General features: G+C 69.8%; 17 protein-coding genes. 16 read left to right on the top strand and 1 reads right to left on the bottom strand.

Going from position 1 to position 18,879, the window contains the following annotated elements:
• Positions 1–156 precede the first annotated feature (156 nt).
• Complete coding sequence (locus RMT89_RS00330) at positions 157–705, bottom strand: carbonic anhydrase (RefSeq protein ID WP_315881834.1); 549 nt, start codon at positions 703–705, stop codon at positions 157–159.
• A gap of 422 nt (positions 706–1,127) precedes the next feature.
• Between RMT89_RS00330 and rsmH the strand changes: the two genes are divergently transcribed.
• The 16 genes from rsmH to RMT89_RS00410 all read left to right on the top strand — a co-directional run bounded on the left by rsmH (position 1,128) and on the right by RMT89_RS00410 (position 18,846).
• Positions 1,128–2,084: a 16S rRNA (cytosine(1402)-N(4))-methyltransferase RsmH gene (gene rsmH, locus RMT89_RS00335; protein WP_315881835.1), complete on the top strand. Its 957-nt coding sequence runs from the start codon at positions 1,128–1,130 to the stop codon at positions 2,082–2,084.
• 87 nt (positions 2,085–2,171) lie between these two features.
• Positions 2,172–2,633 (top strand): septum formation initiator family protein, encoded by a 462-nt coding sequence (locus RMT89_RS00340; RefSeq protein ID WP_315881836.1) that lies wholly within the window; start codon positions 2,172–2,174, stop codon positions 2,631–2,633.
• A 5-nt stretch (positions 2,634–2,638) separates the two neighbouring features.
• Positions 2,639–4,600: a penicillin-binding protein 2 gene (locus RMT89_RS00345; protein WP_315881837.1), complete on the top strand. Its 1,962-nt coding sequence runs from the start codon at positions 2,639–2,641 to the stop codon at positions 4,598–4,600.
• 163 nt (positions 4,601–4,763) lie between these two features.
• The gene (locus RMT89_RS00350) at positions 4,764–6,284 is read left to right on the top strand and encodes a UDP-N-acetylmuramoyl-L-alanyl-D-glutamate--2,6-diaminopimelate ligase (RefSeq protein ID WP_315881838.1); all 1,521 of its coding nucleotides are present in this window, start codon (positions 4,764–4,766) and stop codon (positions 6,282–6,284) included.
• A 4-nt stretch (positions 6,285–6,288) separates the two neighbouring features.
• Positions 6,289–7,695 carry a UDP-N-acetylmuramoyl-tripeptide--D-alanyl-D-alanine ligase gene (gene murF / locus RMT89_RS00355; protein WP_315881839.1) on the top strand — a complete coding sequence of 469 codons (1,407 nt, stop codon included), beginning with the start codon at positions 6,289–6,291 and terminating at the stop codon, positions 7,693–7,695.
• Positions 7,692–8,765: a phospho-N-acetylmuramoyl-pentapeptide-transferase gene (mraY, locus tag RMT89_RS00360; RefSeq protein WP_315881840.1), complete on the top strand. Its 1,074-nt coding sequence runs from the start codon at positions 7,692–7,694 to the stop codon at positions 8,763–8,765. The genes murF and mraY overlap by 4 nt, the downstream gene beginning before the upstream one ends.
• A complete protein-coding gene (murD, locus tag RMT89_RS00365) occupies positions 8,747–10,186 on the top strand; it encodes a UDP-N-acetylmuramoyl-L-alanine--D-glutamate ligase (protein ID WP_315881841.1) in 1,440 nt (479 codons plus the stop codon). The genes mraY and murD overlap by 19 nt, the downstream gene beginning before the upstream one ends.
• A gap of 97 nt (positions 10,187–10,283) precedes the next feature.
• Positions 10,284–11,645: a putative lipid II flippase FtsW gene (gene ftsW / locus RMT89_RS00370; RefSeq protein WP_315881842.1), complete on the top strand. Its 1,362-nt coding sequence runs from the start codon at positions 10,284–10,286 to the stop codon at positions 11,643–11,645.
• 6 nt (positions 11,646–11,651) lie between these two features.
• The gene (gene murG / locus RMT89_RS00375; protein WP_315881843.1) at positions 11,652–12,743 is read left to right on the top strand and encodes an undecaprenyldiphospho-muramoylpentapeptide beta-N-acetylglucosaminyltransferase; all 1,092 of its coding nucleotides are present in this window, start codon (positions 11,652–11,654) and stop codon (positions 12,741–12,743) included.
• 25 nt (positions 12,744–12,768) lie between these two features.
• Complete coding sequence (locus RMT89_RS00380) at positions 12,769–13,563, top strand: FtsQ-type POTRA domain-containing protein (protein WP_315881844.1); 795 nt, start codon at positions 12,769–12,771, stop codon at positions 13,561–13,563.
• Positions 13,564–13,848: 285 nt separating this feature from the next.
• Positions 13,849–15,039, top strand: a complete 1,191-nt coding sequence (gene ftsZ, locus RMT89_RS00385; RefSeq protein ID WP_315881845.1) for a cell division protein FtsZ — start codon at positions 13,849–13,851, stop codon at positions 15,037–15,039.
• Positions 15,036–15,764, top strand: coding sequence for a peptidoglycan editing factor PgeF (pgeF, locus tag RMT89_RS00390; RefSeq protein WP_315881846.1), 729 nt, complete (start codon positions 15,036–15,038; stop codon positions 15,762–15,764). The genes ftsZ and pgeF overlap by 4 nt, the downstream gene beginning before the upstream one ends.
• A gap of 6 nt (positions 15,765–15,770) precedes the next feature.
• Positions 15,771–16,490 (top strand): YggS family pyridoxal phosphate-dependent enzyme, encoded by a 720-nt coding sequence (locus RMT89_RS00395; RefSeq protein ID WP_315881847.1) that lies wholly within the window; start codon positions 15,771–15,773, stop codon positions 16,488–16,490.
• Between the two features lie 129 nt (positions 16,491–16,619).
• Positions 16,620–17,261, top strand: a complete 642-nt coding sequence (locus tag RMT89_RS00400) for a cell division protein SepF (RefSeq protein WP_315881848.1) — start codon at positions 16,620–16,622, stop codon at positions 17,259–17,261.
• An 83-nt stretch (positions 17,262–17,344) separates the two neighbouring features.
• Positions 17,345–17,629, top strand: a complete 285-nt coding sequence (locus RMT89_RS00405; RefSeq protein WP_007448661.1) for a YggT family protein — start codon at positions 17,345–17,347, stop codon at positions 17,627–17,629.
• A gap of 53 nt (positions 17,630–17,682) precedes the next feature.
• On the top strand, positions 17,683–18,846 hold the full coding sequence (locus tag RMT89_RS00410; protein WP_315881849.1) for a DivIVA domain-containing protein: 1,164 nt from the start codon (positions 17,683–17,685) through the stop codon (positions 18,844–18,846).
• The last annotated feature ends 33 nt before the right edge of the window (positions 18,847–18,879 follow it).

An 18,879-nucleotide genomic window follows, 5' to 3' on the forward strand; every position in this document is an offset into this window, starting at 1 on the left:
GAAAAGTTCCGTGTGACGCCACACCCGCATTCTTGCTGCCGTTACCGATTCGTGTCACTCGCCTGTGGACAACTGCCTGCGATATGTCGGGTCTTACCGCCTTTTGGGCACCCCGGAGCAGGAAATCAACAGCGAAACGACAGCTTCGACGGGAGGTTACGCGGGGTCGATCTCGCGCAGAAGGCCGGTCCGCACGTCGAAGACGAAGCCGCGGACGTCGTCCGTGTGCACCAGGAACGGCGAGGTCCGCACCCGCTGCATGGACTGCCGTACGTCCTGGTCGACGTCCCGGAAGGCCTCCACGGCCCAGGCCGGGCGCTGGCCGACCTCCATCTCCAGGTCGTGCCGGAACTCCTCGGTGAGGGTCTCCAGACCGCAGCCGGTGTGATGGATGAGCACGACGCTGCGGGTACCGAGCGCGCGCTGGCTGATGGTGAGGGAGCGGATCACGTCGTCGGTGACCACGCCGCCCGCGTTGCGGATGGTGTGGCAGTCGCCGAGCTCCAGGCCGAGTGCCTTGTGCAGGTCGAGCCGGGCGTCCATGCAGGCCACCACGGCGACGTGCAGAACGGGACGGGCGTCCATGCCCGGGTCGGTGAACGCGGCCGCGTACCGCTCGTTCGCCTCGACGAGACGGTCGGTGACCGTGCCGCCATCGGCTATGGCGCCTTGGGGACCCGCGGGAACCGATGCAGATGTCGTCATACCTATGACGGTACTGGTCACCTCCGATCCCAGCAGGATGTGAGAGGGGACAAAGAACGTCATTGAGCCCTGTTGTGAGCTAACCCACAAGGGTGGCGCGAGTGCGCCTGTAGGAGTGAATTTCCCCGGCGCCCGGCTTCACGCCGACCCCGGGCCGCGACGCGCAGGCCGGTTGATTGACCGCGAGACAGGGTGGACTAAAGTGACGCGAAGCGGGAGGCGAGGTCTCCCTGCTGGACTGAACTTCCCGTAGGACCCGGCGCGCCCGCCGGAGATCTACCCACGTGCGCGGCGCGTACGTACGGCTCGGCCTCCTCCCGCTTCCGGCCGGCTGACGCTCTTGGCGCCGGCAGGCCTCCCCTTCACCGGGGGAGGGCGGGGACCCGGCAGTGCGTACCGCCCGCCGGACCTGAGAGGGCCCCTTGAGCAACAGTCGACATGTCCCGGTGATGCTCCAGCGGTGCCTGGACATGTTGGCCCCCGCCCTCCAGGCCCCCGGAGCGGTCGTCGTCGACTGCACCCTCGGCCTCGGCGGCCACAGCGAGGCCCTGCTCCAGCGGTTCCCCGAGGCCCACCTCGTCGCCCTGGACCGGGACAAGGAGGCCCTGCGCCTGTCCGGCGAGCGACTCGCCCCCTTCGGCGAGCGGGCCACCCTGGTGCACGCCGTCTACGACGAGCTGCCCGGCGTACTGGACCGGCTCGGCATCGCGCGCGTGCAGGGCGTCCTCTTCGACCTCGGTGTCTCCTCCATGCAACTCGACGAGGCCGACCGCGGCTTCGCCTACGCCCAGGACGCCCCCCTGGACATGCGCATGGACCAGACGACCGGCATCAGCGCCGCGGAGGTCCTCAACACCTACCCCGCCGGGGAACTCGTGCGGATCCTGCGCGCGTACGGCGAGGAGAAGCAGGCCAAGCGGATCGTGGCCGCCATCGTCCGTGAGCGCGAGAAGGACCCCTTCTCCAACAGCGCGCGGCTCGTGGAGCTGATCCGGGACGCGCTGCCCCAGGCCGCCAAGCGCACCGGCGGCAACCCGGCCAAGCGCACCTTCCAGGCGCTGCGCATCGAGGTCAACGGCGAGCTCTCCGTGCTGGAGCGGGCCATCCCGGCCGCCGTGAAGTCCCTCGCCGTCGGCGGGCGGATCGCCGTGCTGTCGTACCACTCGCTGGAGGACCGGCTGGTGAAGCAGGTCCTCGCGGCCGGGGCCGCCACCACCGCGCCGCCGGGGCTGCCCGTCGTCCCCGAGCAGTACCAGCCGCGGCTCAAGCTGCTCACACGCGGTGCCGAACTTCCCACCGAGGAAGAGGTCGCCGAGAACCGTCGGGCGGCACCGGCGCGGCTGCGCGGGGCGGAGCGCATCAGGGAGGACGTCGAGTGAGCCATCCGGACGGGCGGGTGCGTGGGTGTGAAACCTGGACGTGGCCCCGGTCGTGCAGGTTGGAAAACCGAACCCGGGGGAGGGCGAGTGAGTAGGAAACCCGAACTGAGGGGCAGGGCCGCCCGGCTCGCGCGGCTCTTCCCGACGGGACGGGGCCAGGCCGCCCGTACCCCCTTCGTCCTCCTCGTCGTCCTGCTCCTCGGCGGCGGTCTGATCGGACTGCTGGTGCTGAACTCCGCCCTCAGCGAGGGCGCGTTCCGGCTCGACGACCTCCAGAAGGAGACCAAGAGCCTCACCGACGAGGAACAGGCGCTCCAGCGGGACGTCGACGCCTACTCGGCCCCCGACGCCCTCCAGCGCCGGGCCCGTGAGCTCGGCATGGTGCCGGGCGGCGACCCCGCCTTCCTCGACCCCGACGACGGCACGGTCAAGGGCGTTCCCTCGCCGGCCCCCGCCGCCGCTCACCAGACCGCCGTGTACAACCCGCTCGTCCTGGCCCCCGAGGCGTTCGCGACCACGCCCTCCACCCCCACGACCCCCGGCAGGTGACGGAAGTGGCCGACTCAGGCAAGCAACCGCCGCGCCGCCGTGTGCCCGGACCCGCACGGCCCGACCGCCCCGGCGGCCGGCGCACCCCGGGCGCCGGCGCGCGCCCGGCCCGCCGCCCGGCGCCGCCGCGGCCTCGCCCCGCGGCCCCCGTCGCCCTGAAGCTGGGCAGCCCCCGCCCCCGGCTGCGCATGGTCAGCCTGGCCCTGACCCTCGTCCTGATCGCCTTCGTGGTCCGCCTCCTCCAGGTCCAGGCCGTCGACGCCAGCACGTACGCCGCCAAGGCCGAGAAGAACCGGTACGTCGGCTACACGCTGGCCGCCGAGCGCGGCGGTATCACCGACCGCAACGGCGTGGCCCTTGCCGCCAGCGTGGACGCGTACGACATCACGGCCGACCCCACGATGTTCACGCGCAAGTCGCTGAAGGCCGGCGACGGCCCCGAGCAGGCCGCCGCCCTGCTCGCCCCGATCCTCGGCCAGGACCAGGCCGCCCTGACCAAGAAGCTCAGGGCGAAGGGCCAGTACGTCCTGCTGTCCCGCAGGCAGACCCCGCAGGTCTGGAAGCAGATCAAGGACCTCAAGAGCGCGCTGGCCACCAAGGCGGAGACCGACCCGAGCACCGTCAACGTCCTCGCGGGCGTCTTCTCGGTCGCCAGCAGCAAGCGCGTGTACCCCAACGGCGACCTCGCGGCCGGGATACTGGGCTGGGTCAACTACGACGGCAAGGGCGGCGGCGGAGTCGAGCAGCAGCTCGACAAGGAACTCGCCGGCGAGGACGGCAAGATCCGTTACGCCCAGTCCGGCGGCCGCCAGGTGCCCACCGCCGGCTCCACCGAGACGCCCGCCGTGCCCGGCAGCGACGTCGAGCTCACCATCGACCGCGACATCCAGTGGGCCGCGCAGAACGCGATCAGCGAGCAGGTGGCGGAGTCCAAGGCCGACCGCGGCTATGTGATCGTGCAGGACACGAAGACCGGCGAGATCCTCGCCATGGCCAACTCGCCCGGCTTCGACCCCAACGACCTCTCCGAGGCCGACGCGAACTCCCTGCACAACTGGAGCCTGGAGGACGCCTACGAGCCCGGCTCCACGGCCAAGGTGCTGTCGATGGCCGCCGTACTCGAAGAGGGCGTGGCCACGCCCGACACGCATGTCGTCGTACCCAACCGGCTGCACCGCGGCGACCGGCTCTTCAAGGACGACATCAACCACCCGACCTGGTACCTCACGCTCAACGGCGTGCTCGCCAAGTCCAGCAACATCGGCACCATCCTGGCCACCGGACAGCTGGGCAAGACGCAGCAGGAGTCCAACCAGGTCCTCTACTCCTATCTCCGCAAGTTCGGCCTCGGCAGCTACACCGGGCTCGGCTTCCCCGGCGAGACCAAGGGCATCCTCGCGCCGCCGGACCAGTGGTCGACCTCGCAGCAGTACACGATTCCTTTCGGCCAGGGCGTGTCCGTCAACGCGATGCAGGCGGCCTCCGTCTACTCGACGATCGCCAATGGCGGTGTCCGCGTCGAACCCACCCTGGTGCGCGGCACGAAGGGGCCCGACGGACGCTTCACTCCCGCCCCGAAGCCCGGGAAGAAGCGGGTCGTGAGCGCGAAGACGGCGAAGACGCTGGCCCGGATGCTGGAGTCGGTCGTGGACGACGAGGAAGGCACCGGAACCAAGGCGCGCATCCCCGGCTACCGGGTCGCGGGCAAGACGGGCACGGCCAACCGCGTGGATCCGGCCACCGGCAAGTACCGCGGCTACACCTCGTCGTTCGCCGGATTCGCGCCCGCCGACCAGCCGCGGATCACCGTGTACTGCGCCATCCAGAACGCCACCAAGGGCAACTACTTCGGCGGCCAGATCTGCGGACCCGTCTACAAGCAGGTCATGGAGTTCGCCCTGAAGACCCTCCAGGTCCCGCCGACCGGGGCACCGGCCGCCAAGCTCCCGGTCACCTTCACGCCCTGAACAGCCCCGAGCAGCCAGGAACCACCTCGTGACAACGATCACCCCCGATCCCGGGAACCAAGGACCGTCCGCCGCCTCGCTTCGCTCCGAGGCGGGTGGGCCCGGTACGCTCACCGCCGTGCCACACGCTGATCAGTCCCAAACCACCCAGAAGGGCGCACCCGTGACATATCCCGGGCCGCCCAGGCCGGTCCAGGTCTCCGCCACACCCCTCGCGGAGCTCGCCGGCCAGCTGGGTGCCGCAAGGCCGGGTCAGGACGCGGAGGTCACGGGCATCACCCACGACTCGCGCGCCGTCCGTCCCGGCGATCTGTACGCCGCTCTGCCGGGCGCCCGGCTGCACGGCGCCGACTTCGTCACCCAGGCCGCGGGCCTCGGCGCGGTCGCCGTGCTCACCGACCCGACCGGCGCCGAACGCGCCGCCGCCACGGGCCTGCCCGTGCTGGTCGTGGACGACCCGCGCGGACAGATGGGCGAACTGGCGGCCACGATCTACGGTCACCCCGGCCGCGATCTGCTCCAGATCGGCATCACCGGCACCTCCGGCAAGACCACCACCGCCTATCTCGTCGAGGGCGGCCTGAAGACGGTCAGGTCCACCGGTCTGATCGGCACGGTCGAGATGCGCATCGGCGACGAGCGCATCAAGTCCGAGCGCACCACCCCCGAAGCCACCGACCTCCAGGCACTCTTCGCCGTCATGCGCGAACGCGGTGTCGAAGCGGTCGCCATGGAGGTCTCCAGCCACGCGCTGGTCCTCGGCCGGGTCGACGGCTGCGTCTTCGACATCGCCGTCTTCAACAACCTCAGCCCGGAACACATGGAGTTCCACTCCGACATGGAGGACTACTTCCGGGCCAAGGCGCAGCTGTTCACGCCGAAACGCAGCCGACTCGGCGTCGTCAACCTCGACGACGAGTACGGCCGCCGGCTCACCAAGGAAGCCACGGTCCCCGTCGTCACCTTCTCCGCCGAGGGCCACCCCGACGCCGACTGGCGCGCCGAGGACGTCCAGGTCGGGCCCATGGACTCGACGTTCACCGTCGTCGGCCCGAAGGGCGAGCGGATCAGCGCCCGCTCGCCGCTCGCCGGCCCGTTCAACGTGGCCAACACCCTCGCCGCGATCGTCTCCCTGGCCGTCGCGGGCCTCGACCCGCAGTCCGCCGCAGACGGCATCGCCGCCGTCCCCGGGGTCCCCGGCCGCCTGGAGCGGGTGGACGCGGGCCAGCCCTATCTCGCGGTCGTCGACTACGCCCACAAGACCGACGCCGTCGAATCGGTCCTGCGGGCCCTGCGCAAGGTCACCGAGGGCAAGCTGCACATCGTGCTCGGCTGCGGCGGTGACCGGGACAGGACCAAGCGCGAGCCGATGGGCGCCGCCGCGGCCCGCCTCGCCGACACCGCCGTACTCACCTCCGACAACCCCCGCTCCGAGGACCCCCTCGCGATCCTCGCGACCATGCTCCAGGGCGCGGCGTCGGTGCCGGCGCACGAGCGCGGCGAGGTGCAGGTCTTCGAGGACCGGGCCGCCGCCATCGCCGCCGCCGTCGCCCGGGCCGAACCCGGGGACACCGTGCTGGTCGCGGGCAAGGGCCATGAGCAGGGCCAGGACATCGCCGGGGTGGTGCGTCCCTTCGACGACCGCCAGGTGCTTCGCGAAGCTATCCAGAAGACCCAGGGATGAACTTGTGATCGCCCTCTCTCTCGCCGAGATCGCAGAAGTCGTCGGCGGGCAGACGTACGACATACCGGATCCGTCGGTACGGGTCACCGGACCGGTCGTCCGGGACTCCCGTGAGGCGGGGCCCGGCAGCCTCTTCGTCGCGTTCGTCGGTGAGCGCGTCGACGGCCATGACTTCGCGGCGCAGGTCGTCGAGGCGGGCGCGGTGGCCGTACTGGCCTCGCGGCCCGTCGGCGTGCCCGCGATCGTCGTGGACGACGTCCAGGCGGCCCTCGGTGCCCTCGCCCGGCACGTCGTCCGGAAGCTCGGCACCCCCCTCGTGGCGCTGACCGGCTCCGCGGGCAAGACCAGCACCAAGGACCTGATCGCCCAGGTGCTCCGGCGCAAGGCGCCGACGGTGTTCACGCCCGGCTCGCTCAACAACGAGATCGGGCTGCCGCTGACCGCCCTGTCGGCCACCGAGGAGACCAGGTTCCTCGTGCTGGAGATGGGCGCCCGGGGCATCGGCCACATCCGCTATCTCACCGAGCTCACGCCCCCGAAGATCGGCCTCGTGCTCAACGTCGGCACCGCCCACATCGGCGAGTTCGGCGGCCGGGAGCAGATCGCGCAGGCCAAGGGCGAACTCGTGGAAGCTCTTCCGGAGGACGGGGCCGCGATCCTCAACGCGGACGACCCCTTGGTACGGGCCATGGCCTCCCGTACGAAGGCGAAGGTGATCCTTTTCGGAGAGTCCGGCGAAGCGGACGTACGCGCCGAGAACGTGCGACTCACGGACAGCGGACAGCCTGCCTTCATGCTTCACACACCCTCCGGTGCAAGCGAAGTGACCATGCGCCTGTACGGTGAGCACCACGTGTCGAACGCGCTCGCCGCGGCCGCCGTCGCCCACGAGCTGGGCATGTCCGCGCAAGAGATCGCCACCGCGCTCTCCGAGGCGGGCTCCCTCTCCCGCTGGCGTATGGAGGTCACCGAGCGCCCGGACGGCGTGACCATCGTCAACGACGCCTACAACGCGAACCCCGAGTCCATGCGAGCCGCCCTGCGCGCGCTCGCGGCGATGGGCAAGGGGCGGCGGACCTGGGCGGTGCTCGGCAAGATGGCCGAGCTCGGGGACGAGGCGCTCGCCGAGCACGACGCGGTCGGACGGCTCGCCGTCCGGCTCAACGTCAGCAAGCTCGTCGCGGTCGGGGGCAGGGAAGCGTCCTGGCTGCAACTGGGCGCATATAACGAGGGTTCGTGGGGTGAGGAGTCGGTGCACGTGTCCGACGCACAGGCGGCGGTCGACCTGTTGCGCAGCGAGTTGCGCCCGGGGGACGTCGTACTCGTGAAGGCGTCCCGGTCGGTCGGCCTTGAGAGCGTGGCGCAGGCGCTCGTCGAGACCGGTGCCGAGGGTGAGGTTGCCGCCCGATGATGAAGCAGATCCTGTTCGCAGGAGTCATTGGCCTCTTCCTGACGCTGATCGGCACCCCGCTGCTGATCAAACTCCTCGCCCGCAAGGGCTACGGCCAGTACATCCGCGACGACGGTCCGCGCACGCACGGCAGCAAGCGCGGTACGCCGACCATGGGTGGTATCGCCTTCATCCTGGCGACTGTCGCCGCGTACTTCCTGTCGAAGCTCATCACGGGCAAGCCGCCGACCTACTCCGGTGTGCTGGTGCTCGGCCTGATGGTCGGCATGGGCCTGGTCGGTTTCCTCGACGACTACATCAAGATCGTCAAGAGGCGTTCGCTGGGTCTGCGGGCCAAGGCGAAGATGGCCGGACAGCTGCTCGGCGGTATCGCCTTCGCCGTGCTCTCCCTGCAGTTCGCGGATGCCCGCGGCAACACCCCGGCCTCCACGAAGCTTTCGTTCATCACGGACTTCGGCTGGACGATCGGTCCGGTGCTGTTCGTAGTGTGGGCACTGTTCATGATCCTCGCGATGTCGAACGGCGTGAACCTCACCGACGGCCTCGACGGACTCGCGACCGGCGCCTCGGTGCTGGTCTTCGGCGCCTACACCTTCATCGGCGTGTGGCAGTACCAGGAGTCCTGCGCCAACGCGCAGACCCTGACCAATCCGAACGCCTGTTACGAGGTCCGCGACCCACTCGACCTCGCCGTGGTCTCCGCCGCGCTGATGGGCGCCTGCCTCGGCTTCCTGTGGTGGAACACCTCGCCGGCCAAGATCTTCATGGGTGACACCGGTTCGCTGGCGCTCGGCGGTGTGCTCGCCGGCCTCGCGATCTGCTCCCGCACCGAGCTGCTGCTCGCCATCCTCGGCGGCCTGTTCGTCCTGATCACCATGTCGGTGGTCATCCAGGTCGGCTCGTTCCGGCTCACCGGGAAGCGCGTCTTCCGGATGGCGCCACTCCAGCACCACTTCGAACTCAAGGGCTGGTCCGAAGTCCTTGTGGTGGTCCGCTTCTGGATCATCCAGGGCATCTGTGTGATCGTCGGACTGGGCCTCTTCTACGCGGGATGGGCAGCGGAAAAGTGACCTCCTCGGAGCCTCTCGACTGGCAGGGCAAGCACGTCACCGTCGCCGGGCTCGGCGTCTCCGGCATCCCGGCGGCCAAGGTGCTGCACGGCCTGGGGGCGCGGGTCACCGTCGTCAACGACGGCGACGACGCACGCGCGCGTGAACAGGCCGCGGAACTGGAGGCACTGGGCATCACGGTGCGCCTCGGTGACGGCTCCACCCTGCCCGAGGGCACCGGACTCGTCGTCACCGCGCCCGGATGGAAGCCGGACAAGCCCCTGTTCACGGCGGCCCGCGCGGCCGGCCTGGAGATCTGGGGCGACGTCGAACTGGCCTGGCGGCTGCGCGGCCCCGACGCCGCGCCCTGGCTCGCCGTCACCGGCACCAACGGCAAGACGACGACCGTGCAGATGCTCGCGTCGATCCTGAAGGCGGCGGGCCTGCGCACGGCCGCCGTCGGCAACATCGGCGTCTCCCTGCTGGACGCGGTCCTCGGCGACGAGGAGTACGACGTCCTCGCGGTCGAACTCTCCAGCTACCAGCTCCACTGGGCGCCCTCCCTGCGCGCCCACTCCGCCGCCGTCCTCAACCTCGCCCCCGACCACCTCGACTGGCACGGCTCCATGGAGGCGTACGCCGCCGACAAGGGCCGTATCTACGAGGGTAATCGCGTCGCCTGTGTCTACAACGTCGCCGACAAGGCGACCGAGGACCTGGTGCGCGAGGCGGATGTCGAGGAGGGCTGCCGGGCCATCGGCTTCACGCTCGGCACCCCGGGCCCGTCCCAACTCGGCGTCGTGGAGGGCATCCTGGTCGACCGCGCCTTCGTGGAGAACCGGCAGAAGAACGCCCAGGAGCTCGCCGAGGTCTCCGACGTCAACCCGCCGGCCCCGCACAACATCGCCAACGCCCTTGCGGCGGCGGCCCTCGCGCGCGCCTTCGGGGTGCCCGCCAAAGCCGTACGCGACGGCCTCAGGGCCTTCACCCCGGACGCCCACCGCATCGCGCATGTGGCGGACGTGGACGGCGTCGCGTACATCGACGACTCCAAGGCCACCAACACCCACGCCGCGGAAGCCTCGTTGGCGGCCTACGAGTCGATCGTGTGGATCGCGGGCGGCCTTGCGAAGGGTGCCACCTTCGACGAGCTGGTCGCCAAGTCGGCAAAGCGACTTCGCGGGGTCGTCCTGATCGGCGCCGACCGGGCGCTGATCCGCGAAGCCCTCGCGCGACACGCCCCGGAAGTACCGGTCGTGGACCTCGACCGGACCGACACTGGGGCGATGCTCGCGGCTGTCCAGGAGGCCCGGCGGCTCTCGACCGCGGGCGACACGGTGCTGCTGGCCCCGGCCTGCGCCTCGATGGACATGTTCGCCAACTACAACAAGCGCGGTGACGCGTTCGCGGAGGCGGTCCGCGAACTCGGAGCCGGCGCCTGACGGCGGGTCTCGGCTACTTAGGGTGCTTCGGGACCCTTGGAGGGACGGGTGACTCGGATGTGGCTCGGGTTGGGTGGGTGCGTGCGAGGAGCCGGTGATGTCCAGTAGCCGTACGGGCCGCCCCCCGGCCCAGCGAGCCGGCCGCAGCCCAGCCGCACCCCGGCCCCCGCGCGAGAATCCCCTCCTGCGGCTCTACACACGCGCGAAGAAGGCCTGGGACCGGCCGCTGACCGCGTACTACCTGATCCTCGGCGGCAGTCTGCTGATCACCGTGCTCGGTCTGGTGATGGTCTACTCGGCCTCCCAGATCAAGGCGCTGCAGATGTCGCTGCCCGGCTCGTACTTCTTCCGCAAACAGCTGCTGGCCGCCCTCATCGGCGCCGGACTGCTCTTCGCCGCCTCCCGGATGCCGGTCAAACTGCACCGGGCGCTGGCCTACCCGATCATCGCGGGCGCCGTCTTCCTGATGGCGCTGGTGCAGGTGCCGGGGATAGGAGTCTCGGTCAACGGCAACCAGAACTGGATCTCCGTCGGCGGCCCCTTCCTGCTCCAGCCCAGCGAGTTCGGCAAGCTGGCGCTGGTGCTGTGGGGCGCGGACCTGCTGGCCCGCAAGCAGGACAAGAAGCTGCTGACCCAGTGGAAGCACATGCTGGTACCGCTGGTCCCGGTCGCCTTCATGCTGCTCGGGCTGATCATGCTCGGCGGCGACATGGGTACGGCGATCATCCTGACGGCGATCCTGTTCGGCCTGCTGTGGCTGGCGGGAGCCCCGACCCGGCTGTTCGCCGGGGTGCTCGCGATCGCCGGTCTGATCGGCCTGATCCTGATCAAGACCAGCCCGAACCGTATGACCCGCCTCCAGTGCATCGGCGCCACCGACCCCGGCCCGGGTGACGCCTGCTGGCAGGCCGTGCACGGGATCTACGCCCTCGCGTCCGGCGGAATCTTCGGATCCGGGCTCGGTGCGAGCGTGGAGAAATGGGGGCAACTCCCCGAAGCCCACACCGACTTCATCTTCGCCGTCACCGGTGAGGAACTGGGCCTGGCGGGGACGCTGTCGGTGCTCGCCCTCTTCGCGGCTCTAGGCTATGCGGGTATCCGCGTGGCCGGACGCACGGAGGACCCCTTCGTGAGGTATGCCGCGGGAGGTGTGACCACCTGGATCACCGCGCAGGCGGTGATCAACATCGGTGCGGTGCTCGGTCTGCTGCCGATCGCCGGTGTCCCCCTCCCGCTGTTCTCCTACGGAGGGTCCGCCCTGCTGCCGACCATGTTCGCCATCGGGCTGCTGATCGCCTTCGCACGCGACGAGCCCGCTGCGCGGGCGGCGCTTTCGATGCGGCAACCCCGCTTTGGTAGAAAACGGGGGGCTGGGGGCTCTGCTGCCACCAGGGAGCCTCGGAGATGGAACACGATGCGACGGCGTGCCTCGGTGGCGCGTTCGTCCGGAGAGCGGTGAATTTCGGTGCATGTCGTACTCGCCGGCGGAGGAACCGCGGGCCACATCGAGCCCGCGCTCGCCCTCGCGGACGCCCTGCGCAGGCAGGACCCGACCGTGGGGATCACGGCCCTGGGCACGGAGCGGGGTCTGGAGACCAAGCTCGTTCCGCAGCGCGGTTACGAGCTGGCGCTGATCCCGGCCGTACCGCTGCCGCGCAAGCCGACCCCCGAGCTGATCACCGTCCCGGGCCGGCTGCGCGGCACGATCAAGGCCGCCGAGCAGATCCTGGAACGCACCAAGGCGGACGCGGTCGTCGGCTTCGGCGGCTATGTGGCGCTGCCGGGCTACCTCGCCGCCAAGCGCCTCGGTGTGCCGATCGTGATTCACGAGGCCAACGCCCGCCCGGGCCTCGCCAACAAGATCGGTTCGCGGTACGCCGCCCGGGTCGCCGTCTCCACCCCGGACAGCAAGCTGCGGGACGCCCGCTACATCGGCATCCCGCTGCGCCGCTCCATCGCCACCCTGGACCGGGCCGCCATGCGCCCCGAGGCCCGCGCGATGTTCGGGCTCGACCCGAACCTGCCGACCCTGCTCGTCTCCGGCGGCTCGCAGGGCGCCCGGCGTCTCAACGAGGTCGTCCAGCAGGTCGCGCCCTGGCTCCAGCAGGCCGGGATCCAGATCCTGCACGCGGTCGGCCCGAAGAACGAACTGCCGCAGGTGCACCAGATGCCGGGAATGCCCCCATACATCCCGGTAAGTTACCTGGATCGGATGGACCTCGCGTACGCGGCGGCCGACATGATGCTCTGCCGCGCGGGCGCGATGACCGTCGCCGAACTCTCCGCCGTCGGGCTCCCGGCCGCCTATGTCCCGCTGCCCATCGGCAACGGCGAACAGCGGCTGAACGCCCAGCCGGTGGTCAAGGCCGGCGGCGGACTGCTGGTCGACGACGCGGAACTCACCCCCGAGTGGGTGCAGCACAACGTCCTGCCCGTGCTCGCCGACCCGCACCGGCTGTACGAGATGTCCCGCGCCGCCGGTGAGTTCGGCCGCCGGGACGCCGACGACCTGCTCGTCGGCATGGTGTACGAGGCGATCGCCTCGCAGCGACGCTAGGACCGTATGACGGAGGGCAGGAAGCGTGGCCGGATCGACGACCGCCGAGCGCGGTGAACGTCAGCAGGAGTCGTCCGGCCCGCCTCCCGCTCGGCGGGCGCGGCCTCCTCGGCTTCGTATGATCATCATCCTTGCCGTCGCGCTCGTGCTTCTCGGGGCAGGCGGCGTCTGGGCGTTGTACGGGTCGAGCTGGCTGCGCGTGGAGCGGGTGACGGTGTCGGGGACCCGGGTGCTGACGCCCGAGCAGGTGCGTGAGGCCGCCGATGTGCCGGTCGGATCGCCGTTGGTTTCCGTCGACACCGATGCCATCGAGGCGCGACTGAGGCGGAAACTGCCGCGAATTGACGTGGTGGACGTGGGCCGTTCCTGGCCGGATGGAATCGGGCTGAAAGTGACCGAGCGAACCCCGGTTCTGATTGTGCAAAAGGGCAAAAACTTCATCGAAGTGGACGATGAAGGTGTCCGATTCGCCACGGTTTCTGAGGCACCGAAAGGCGTTCCCGCACTGGAATTGACGCTCTCCCCGTCCAGCTCCGCCGCCGCGAGCCTGCGCCGCTTCGGCGAGGACCGGCTGGTGCGGGAGGCGGTCAAGGTCGCCGATGCCATTCCGGCCGCCGTCGCGCGGGACACCCGGACCGTCAAGGTCCGTTCCTACGACGACATCTCGCTGGAGTTGGCCGACGGCAGGACCGTCGACTGGGGCAGCGCCGAGAAGGGCGCGGCGAAGGCTCGCACACTCCTCGCTCTGATGAAAGCCTCGCCGGATGCCGGGCACTTCGATGTCGGGGTTCCCACCGCCCCTGCGTCATCGGGGAGTTGACGCACATCCGCGCAGGCCAGCACCCTGGTTGGGCACTGCTACGGCTGATCACATAGGGTGAAAAGAAAAACGGGAGGTTCGGCGTGTTCGTTGAACGGGCGCCACTTGTCGACTTAGTGTCCTGTTCAGAAGACTCCAAGGAACGGACACACTGGTAACCCTAAACTTCAGCGTTAGGGTTCGGGTCGGCGAAACGGACCGTCCCATTCGGCATCAGTCGTCGGATCGAGGCAGCAGTGCTTCTCCGGTTCGGCGACACGTAACTCGAGGCGAGAGGCCTTCGACGTGGCAGCACCGCAGAACTACCTCGCAGTCATCAAAGTCATCGGTGTCGGCGGCGGTGGTGTCAATGCCATCAACCGGATGATCGAGGTCGGTCTCAAGGGCGTCGAGTTCATCGCCATCAACACTGACGCACAGGCGCTGTTGATGAGCGACGCCGACGTCAAGCTCGACGTCGGCCGTGAACTCACCCGCGGACTCGGCGCCGGAGCCAACCCGGCCGTCGGCCGCAAGGCCGCCGAGGACCACCGCGAGGAGATCGAGGAGGTCCTCAAGGGGGCCGACATGGTCTTCGTGACGGCCGGTGAAGGCGGCGGCACCGGCACCGGCGGCGCGCCCGTCGTGGCCAACATCGCCCGCTCCCTGGGAGCCCTCACCATCGGCGTGGTCACCCGCCCGTTCACCTTCGAGGGACGGCGCCGCGCGAACCAGGCGGAGGACGGCATCGCCGAGCTCCGCGAAGAGGTCGACACCCTCATCGTCATCCCGAACGACCGACTGCTCTCCATCTCGGACCGCCAGGTCTCGGTGCTCGACGCCTTCAAGTCGGCCGACCAGGTCCTGCTCTCCGGTGTCCAGGGCATCACCGACCTCATCACCACGCCCGGTCTGATCAACCTCGACTTCGCCGACGTCAAGTCGGTCATGTCCGAGGCCGGTTCGGCCCTCATGGGCATCGGCTCGGCCCGCGGCGACGACCGTGCGGTGGCCGCGGCCGAGATGGCGATCTCCTCGCCGCTGCTGGAGGCGTCCATCGACGGCGCCCGCGGCGTCCTCCTCTCCATCTCCGGCGGCTCCGACCTCGGTCTCTTCGAGATCAACGAGGCCGCCCAGCTGGTCAGCGAGGCCGCCCACCCCGAGGCCAACATCATCTTCGGCGCGGTCATCGACGACGCCCTCGGCGACGAGGTCCGGGTCACCGTGATCGCGGCCGGCTTCGACGGCGGCCAGCCGCCGTCCAAGCGGGACAACATCCTCGGATCGTCCTCGGCCAAGCGCGAGGAGCCCACTCCGGTACGGCAGACCGAGAGCCGTCCGTCCTTCGGCTCGCTCGGCAGTGTCACGCCGAAGGAGGAGCCGGCGCCCGCTCCCGAGCCGGCCGCCGACCTCCCGGTCGCCCCGCCGGTCCCGCCGTCCCGGTCCTACTCGGACAGCGCGGCCGAGGAGCTGGACGTGCCGGACTTCCTGAAGTGATAGGACAGCGCGACACCGTGAACGGCGCGCACTTCGCCTTCACCGACAGGTGGGGCGGGGTGAGCGCCGTTCCGTACGAGGAGCTCAACCTCGGCGGGGCGGTCGGCGACGACCCCGGCGCCGTACGGACCAATCGCGAGCTGGCCGCCAAGTCGCTCGGGCTCGACGCCGACCGGGTTGTCTGGATGAACCAGGTGCACGGCAACGACGTCGTGGTGGTCGACCGGCCCTGGGGGGAACACTCGGTGCCGCGGGTCGACGCGGTCGTCACCGCCGACCGGGGGCTCGCCCTCGCCGTCCTCACCGCCGACTGCACGCCCGTCCTGCTCGCCGACCCCGTCGCCGGCGTCGTCGCCGCGGCCCACGCCGGCCGGCCCGGGATGGTCGCCGGAGTCGTCCCCGCCGCGCTGCGCGCGATGATGGAACTGGGCGCCGAGCCGTCCCGGATCGTCGCCCGCACCGGGCCCGCCGTCTGCGGCCGGTGCTACGAGGTGCCGGAGGAGATGCGGGCCGAGGTGTCCGCCGTCGAGCCGGCGGCGTACGCCGAGACGAGCTGGGGTACGCCCGCGGTCGACGTGACCGCCGGAGTGCACGCGCAGCTCGACCGGCTCGGGGTGCGCGACCGGGAGCAGTCGCCGGTGTGCACCCGGGAGTCGGGCGACCACTTCTCGTACCGCCGCGACCGGACCACGGGCCGGCTCGCGGGCTATGTCTGGCTGGACTGATGGGGCATGACGGAACGTAAGGACGAACTCGCCGGAAACCTGGCGAAAGTGGAGGAGCGCATCGCCACGGCATGCGCGGCCGCCGGCCGTAAGCGCGAGGAGGTGGCCCTGATCGTGGTCACCAAGACCTACCCCGCGAGCGATGTGCGGATCCTGTCGGAACTCGGTGTGCGCCATGTCGCCGAGAACAAGGACCAGGACGCGGCGCCGAAGGCCGCGGAGTGCTCCGATCTGCCCCTTGCTTGGCACTTTGTCGGTCAGCTTCAGACCAACAAGGTGCGATCCGTGGTCGGTTACGCGGATCTCGTGCAGTCCGTCGACCGTTCCAAGCTGGTGACGGCTCTCTCCAAGGAGGCCGTACGGGCGGAGCGCGAGGTGGGCTGTCTCATCCAGGTCGCGCTGGACGCCGGTGAGCGGGAGCGAGGGGAGCGCGGTGGTGTGGCGCCGGGCGGCGTCGAGGAGTTGGCCGACCTGATCGCCGGCGCTCCGGGACTGCGGCTCGACGGATTGATGACAGTCGCACCCTTGACCGGAGAGTACGCGGGACGTGAACTTGCGGCGTTCGAGCGGTTGATGGATTTGTCGACCGACCTGCGCCGAGCCCATCCGGCTGCGAACATGGTCTCGGCAGGAATGAGTGCGGACCTCGAACAGGCCGTGGCGGCCGGAGCGACACATGTGCGCGTCGGCACCGCGGTACTCGGAGTCCGCCCGAGGCTCGGGTAACGTCGCCAGGAAGTCGGACCACAGCAGAAAATATGGTCATTACCGCTGAATAGCGGGCGTAACGACCTCGTGGATCGCGGGCACTTGGCAGTCGTCAGCCGATCCACCACAGAGCGGAGGACTCAGAGCATGGCCGGCGCGATGCGCAAGATGGCGGTCTACCTCGGCCTCGTGGAGGACGATGGGTACGACGGCCGCGGTTTCGACCCCGACGACGACTTCGAACCCGAACTCGACCCCGAGCCCGAGCGGGACCACCGACGGCACGAGCCGTCCCACCAGTCGCACGGTTCACATCAGTCCCAAAGGGACGAATCGGTACGAGTGGTGCAGCCGTCGGTGCCGCGCGACCCGGTGCCCCGCGCCGCTTCGCTCGCCGCGGAATCCGGGCGCCCGGCGCGCATCGCGCCCGTGGCATCCATCACACAAGAACGTCAAAGCCTAGAGAAGAACGCGCCGGTGATCATGCCCAAGGTCGTGTCGGAACGAGAGCCGTACCGGATCACCACGCTTCACCCGCGGACCTACAACGAAGCCCGTACCATCGGGGAACACTTCCGTGAGGGCACGCCGGTGATCATGAATCTGACTGAGATGGATGACACAGACGCCAAGCGACTTGTCGACTTTGCGGCCGGTTTGGTGTTTGGTCTTCACGGCAGCATCGAGCGGGTGACGCAGAAGGTGTTCCTGTTGTCGCCTGCTAACGTCGATGTCACGGCGGAGGACAAGGCCCGCATCGCAGAGGGCGGGTTCTTCAACCAGAGCTGAGACGCACAACCGGAAATGCAGTACAGAGCAACACAACGCAGTACCGCAGCAGCACGGAACATGGGGAGAGGGAAGCAAGGGTCATGAGCGTGGTCCTGGATGTCGTCTACATCGCGCTGATGTGCTTCCTCATCGTGCTGATCTTCCGGTTGGTCATGGACTATGTCTTCCAGTTCGCCCGCTCGTGGCAACCCGGCAAGGCGATGGTGGTCGTTCTGGAGGCCACCTACACTGTCACTGATCCACCGCTCAAGCTTCTGCGGCGGTTCATTCCGCCGCTGCGTCTCGGGGGCGTGGCGCTCGACCTGTCCTTCTTCGTACTGATGATCATCGTCTACATCCTGATCTCGATCGTGAGCCGGCTGTGAGCGATGTGAACTACCGTCTTGCCGAATGCCGACGACTACGTTGAGGTGAAGAGATGCCGTTGACCCCCGAGGACGTGCGGAACAAGCAGTTCACGACCGTCCGCCTCCGAGAAGGCTATGACGAGGACGAGGTCGATGCCTTCCTCGATGAGGTCGAAGCCGAACTGACCCGCCTGCTCCGCGAGAACGAGGACCTGCGCGCCAAGCTGGCCGCGGCCACGCGCGCTGCTGCCCAGAACCAGCAGAACATGCGCAAGCCTCCGGAGCAGCCGCAGGACCAGCAGCAGGGTATGCCCCAGCAGGGTGGTATGCCTCAGCAGGGTGGTATGCCTCAGCAGGGCATGCGGGGCCCGGGCGCCCCGGTGCCGGCCGGCATATCGGGCCCGCCGCAGCAGCAGATGGGTGGCCCCATGGGTGGCCCGCCCCAGCTGCCGAGCGGTGCCCCGCAGCTGCCCGCCGGTCCCGGCGGTCAGGGTGGCCCGCAGGGTCCCGGTCCGATGGGCCAGGGTCCCGGTCCGATGGGTCAGCCCCCGATGCAGCAGCAGATGGGCGGTCCGATGGGCGGCCCCATGGGCGGTCCGATGGGCGGTCCGATGGGCGGCCCCGGTCAGGGCCCCGGTGGCGACAGCGCCGCCCGTGTCCTCTCGCTGGCCCAGCAGACCGCCGACCAGGCGATCGCCGAGGCCCGCTCCGAGGCCAACAAGATCGTCGGCGAGGCGCGTTCGCGTGCCGAGGGTCTTGAGCGCGACGCTCGTGCCAAGGCCGACGCCCTTGAGCGGGACGCGCAGGAGAAGCACCGCGTCGCGATGGGCTCCCTGGAGTCCGCTCGCGCCACGCTGGAGCGCAAGGTCGAGGACCTGCGCGGCTTCGAGCGCGAGTACCGCACGCGTCTGAAGTCCTACCTGGAGTCGCAGCTGCGTCAGCTGGAGACCCAGGCCGACGACTCGCTGGCCCCGCCGCGCACCCCGGCCACCGCCTCGCTGCCGCCGTCCCCGGCGCCGTCGATGGCTCCCGCCGGTGCCGGTGCCCCGTCGTACGGCGGCAACCAGGGCATGGGCGGCGGCCCGGGTCAGGCCGGCCCCTCCTACGGCGGTCAGCAGCAGATGTCCCCGGCGATGACCCAGCCGATGGCGCCGGTGCGTCCGCAGGGTCCGTCCCCGATGGGTCAGGCTCCCTCGCCGATGCGCGGGTTCCTGATCGACGAGGACGACAACTGACAGCGAGTAGTACGCCGTAGGCGTCGGCAGCGT

The organism is Streptomyces sp. P17 (assembly GCF_032436805.1).
In the GTDB taxonomy this organism is placed as follows: domain Bacteria; phylum Actinomycetota; class Actinomycetes; order Streptomycetales; family Streptomycetaceae; genus Streptomyces.

Bases quoted from the DNA above. Each gene is read 5' to 3' on its own strand.
- ftsW (WP_315881842.1), top strand. From the start codon at position 10,284: ATGTCCAGTAGCCGTACGGGCCGCCCCCCGGCCCAGCGAGCCGGCCGC.
- RMT89_RS00330 (WP_315881834.1), bottom strand. From the start codon at position 705: ATGACGACATCTGCATCGGTTCCCGCGGGTCCCCAAGGCGCCATAGCC.
- mraY (WP_315881840.1), top strand. From the start codon at position 7,692: ATGATGAAGCAGATCCTGTTCGCAGGAGTCATTGGCCTCTTCCTGACG.
- murD (WP_315881841.1), top strand. From the start codon at position 8,747: ATGGGCAGCGGAAAAGTGACCTCCTCGGAGCCTCTCGACTGGCAGGGC.
- RMT89_RS00400 (WP_315881848.1), top strand. From the start codon at position 16,620: ATGGCCGGCGCGATGCGCAAGATGGCGGTCTACCTCGGCCTCGTGGAG.
- RMT89_RS00405 (WP_007448661.1), top strand. From the start codon at position 17,345: ATGAGCGTGGTCCTGGATGTCGTCTACATCGCGCTGATGTGCTTCCTC.
- RMT89_RS00410 (WP_315881849.1), top strand. From the start codon at position 17,683: ATGCCGTTGACCCCCGAGGACGTGCGGAACAAGCAGTTCACGACCGTC.
- RMT89_RS00395 (WP_315881847.1), top strand. From the start codon at position 15,771: ATGACGGAACGTAAGGACGAACTCGCCGGAAACCTGGCGAAAGTGGAG.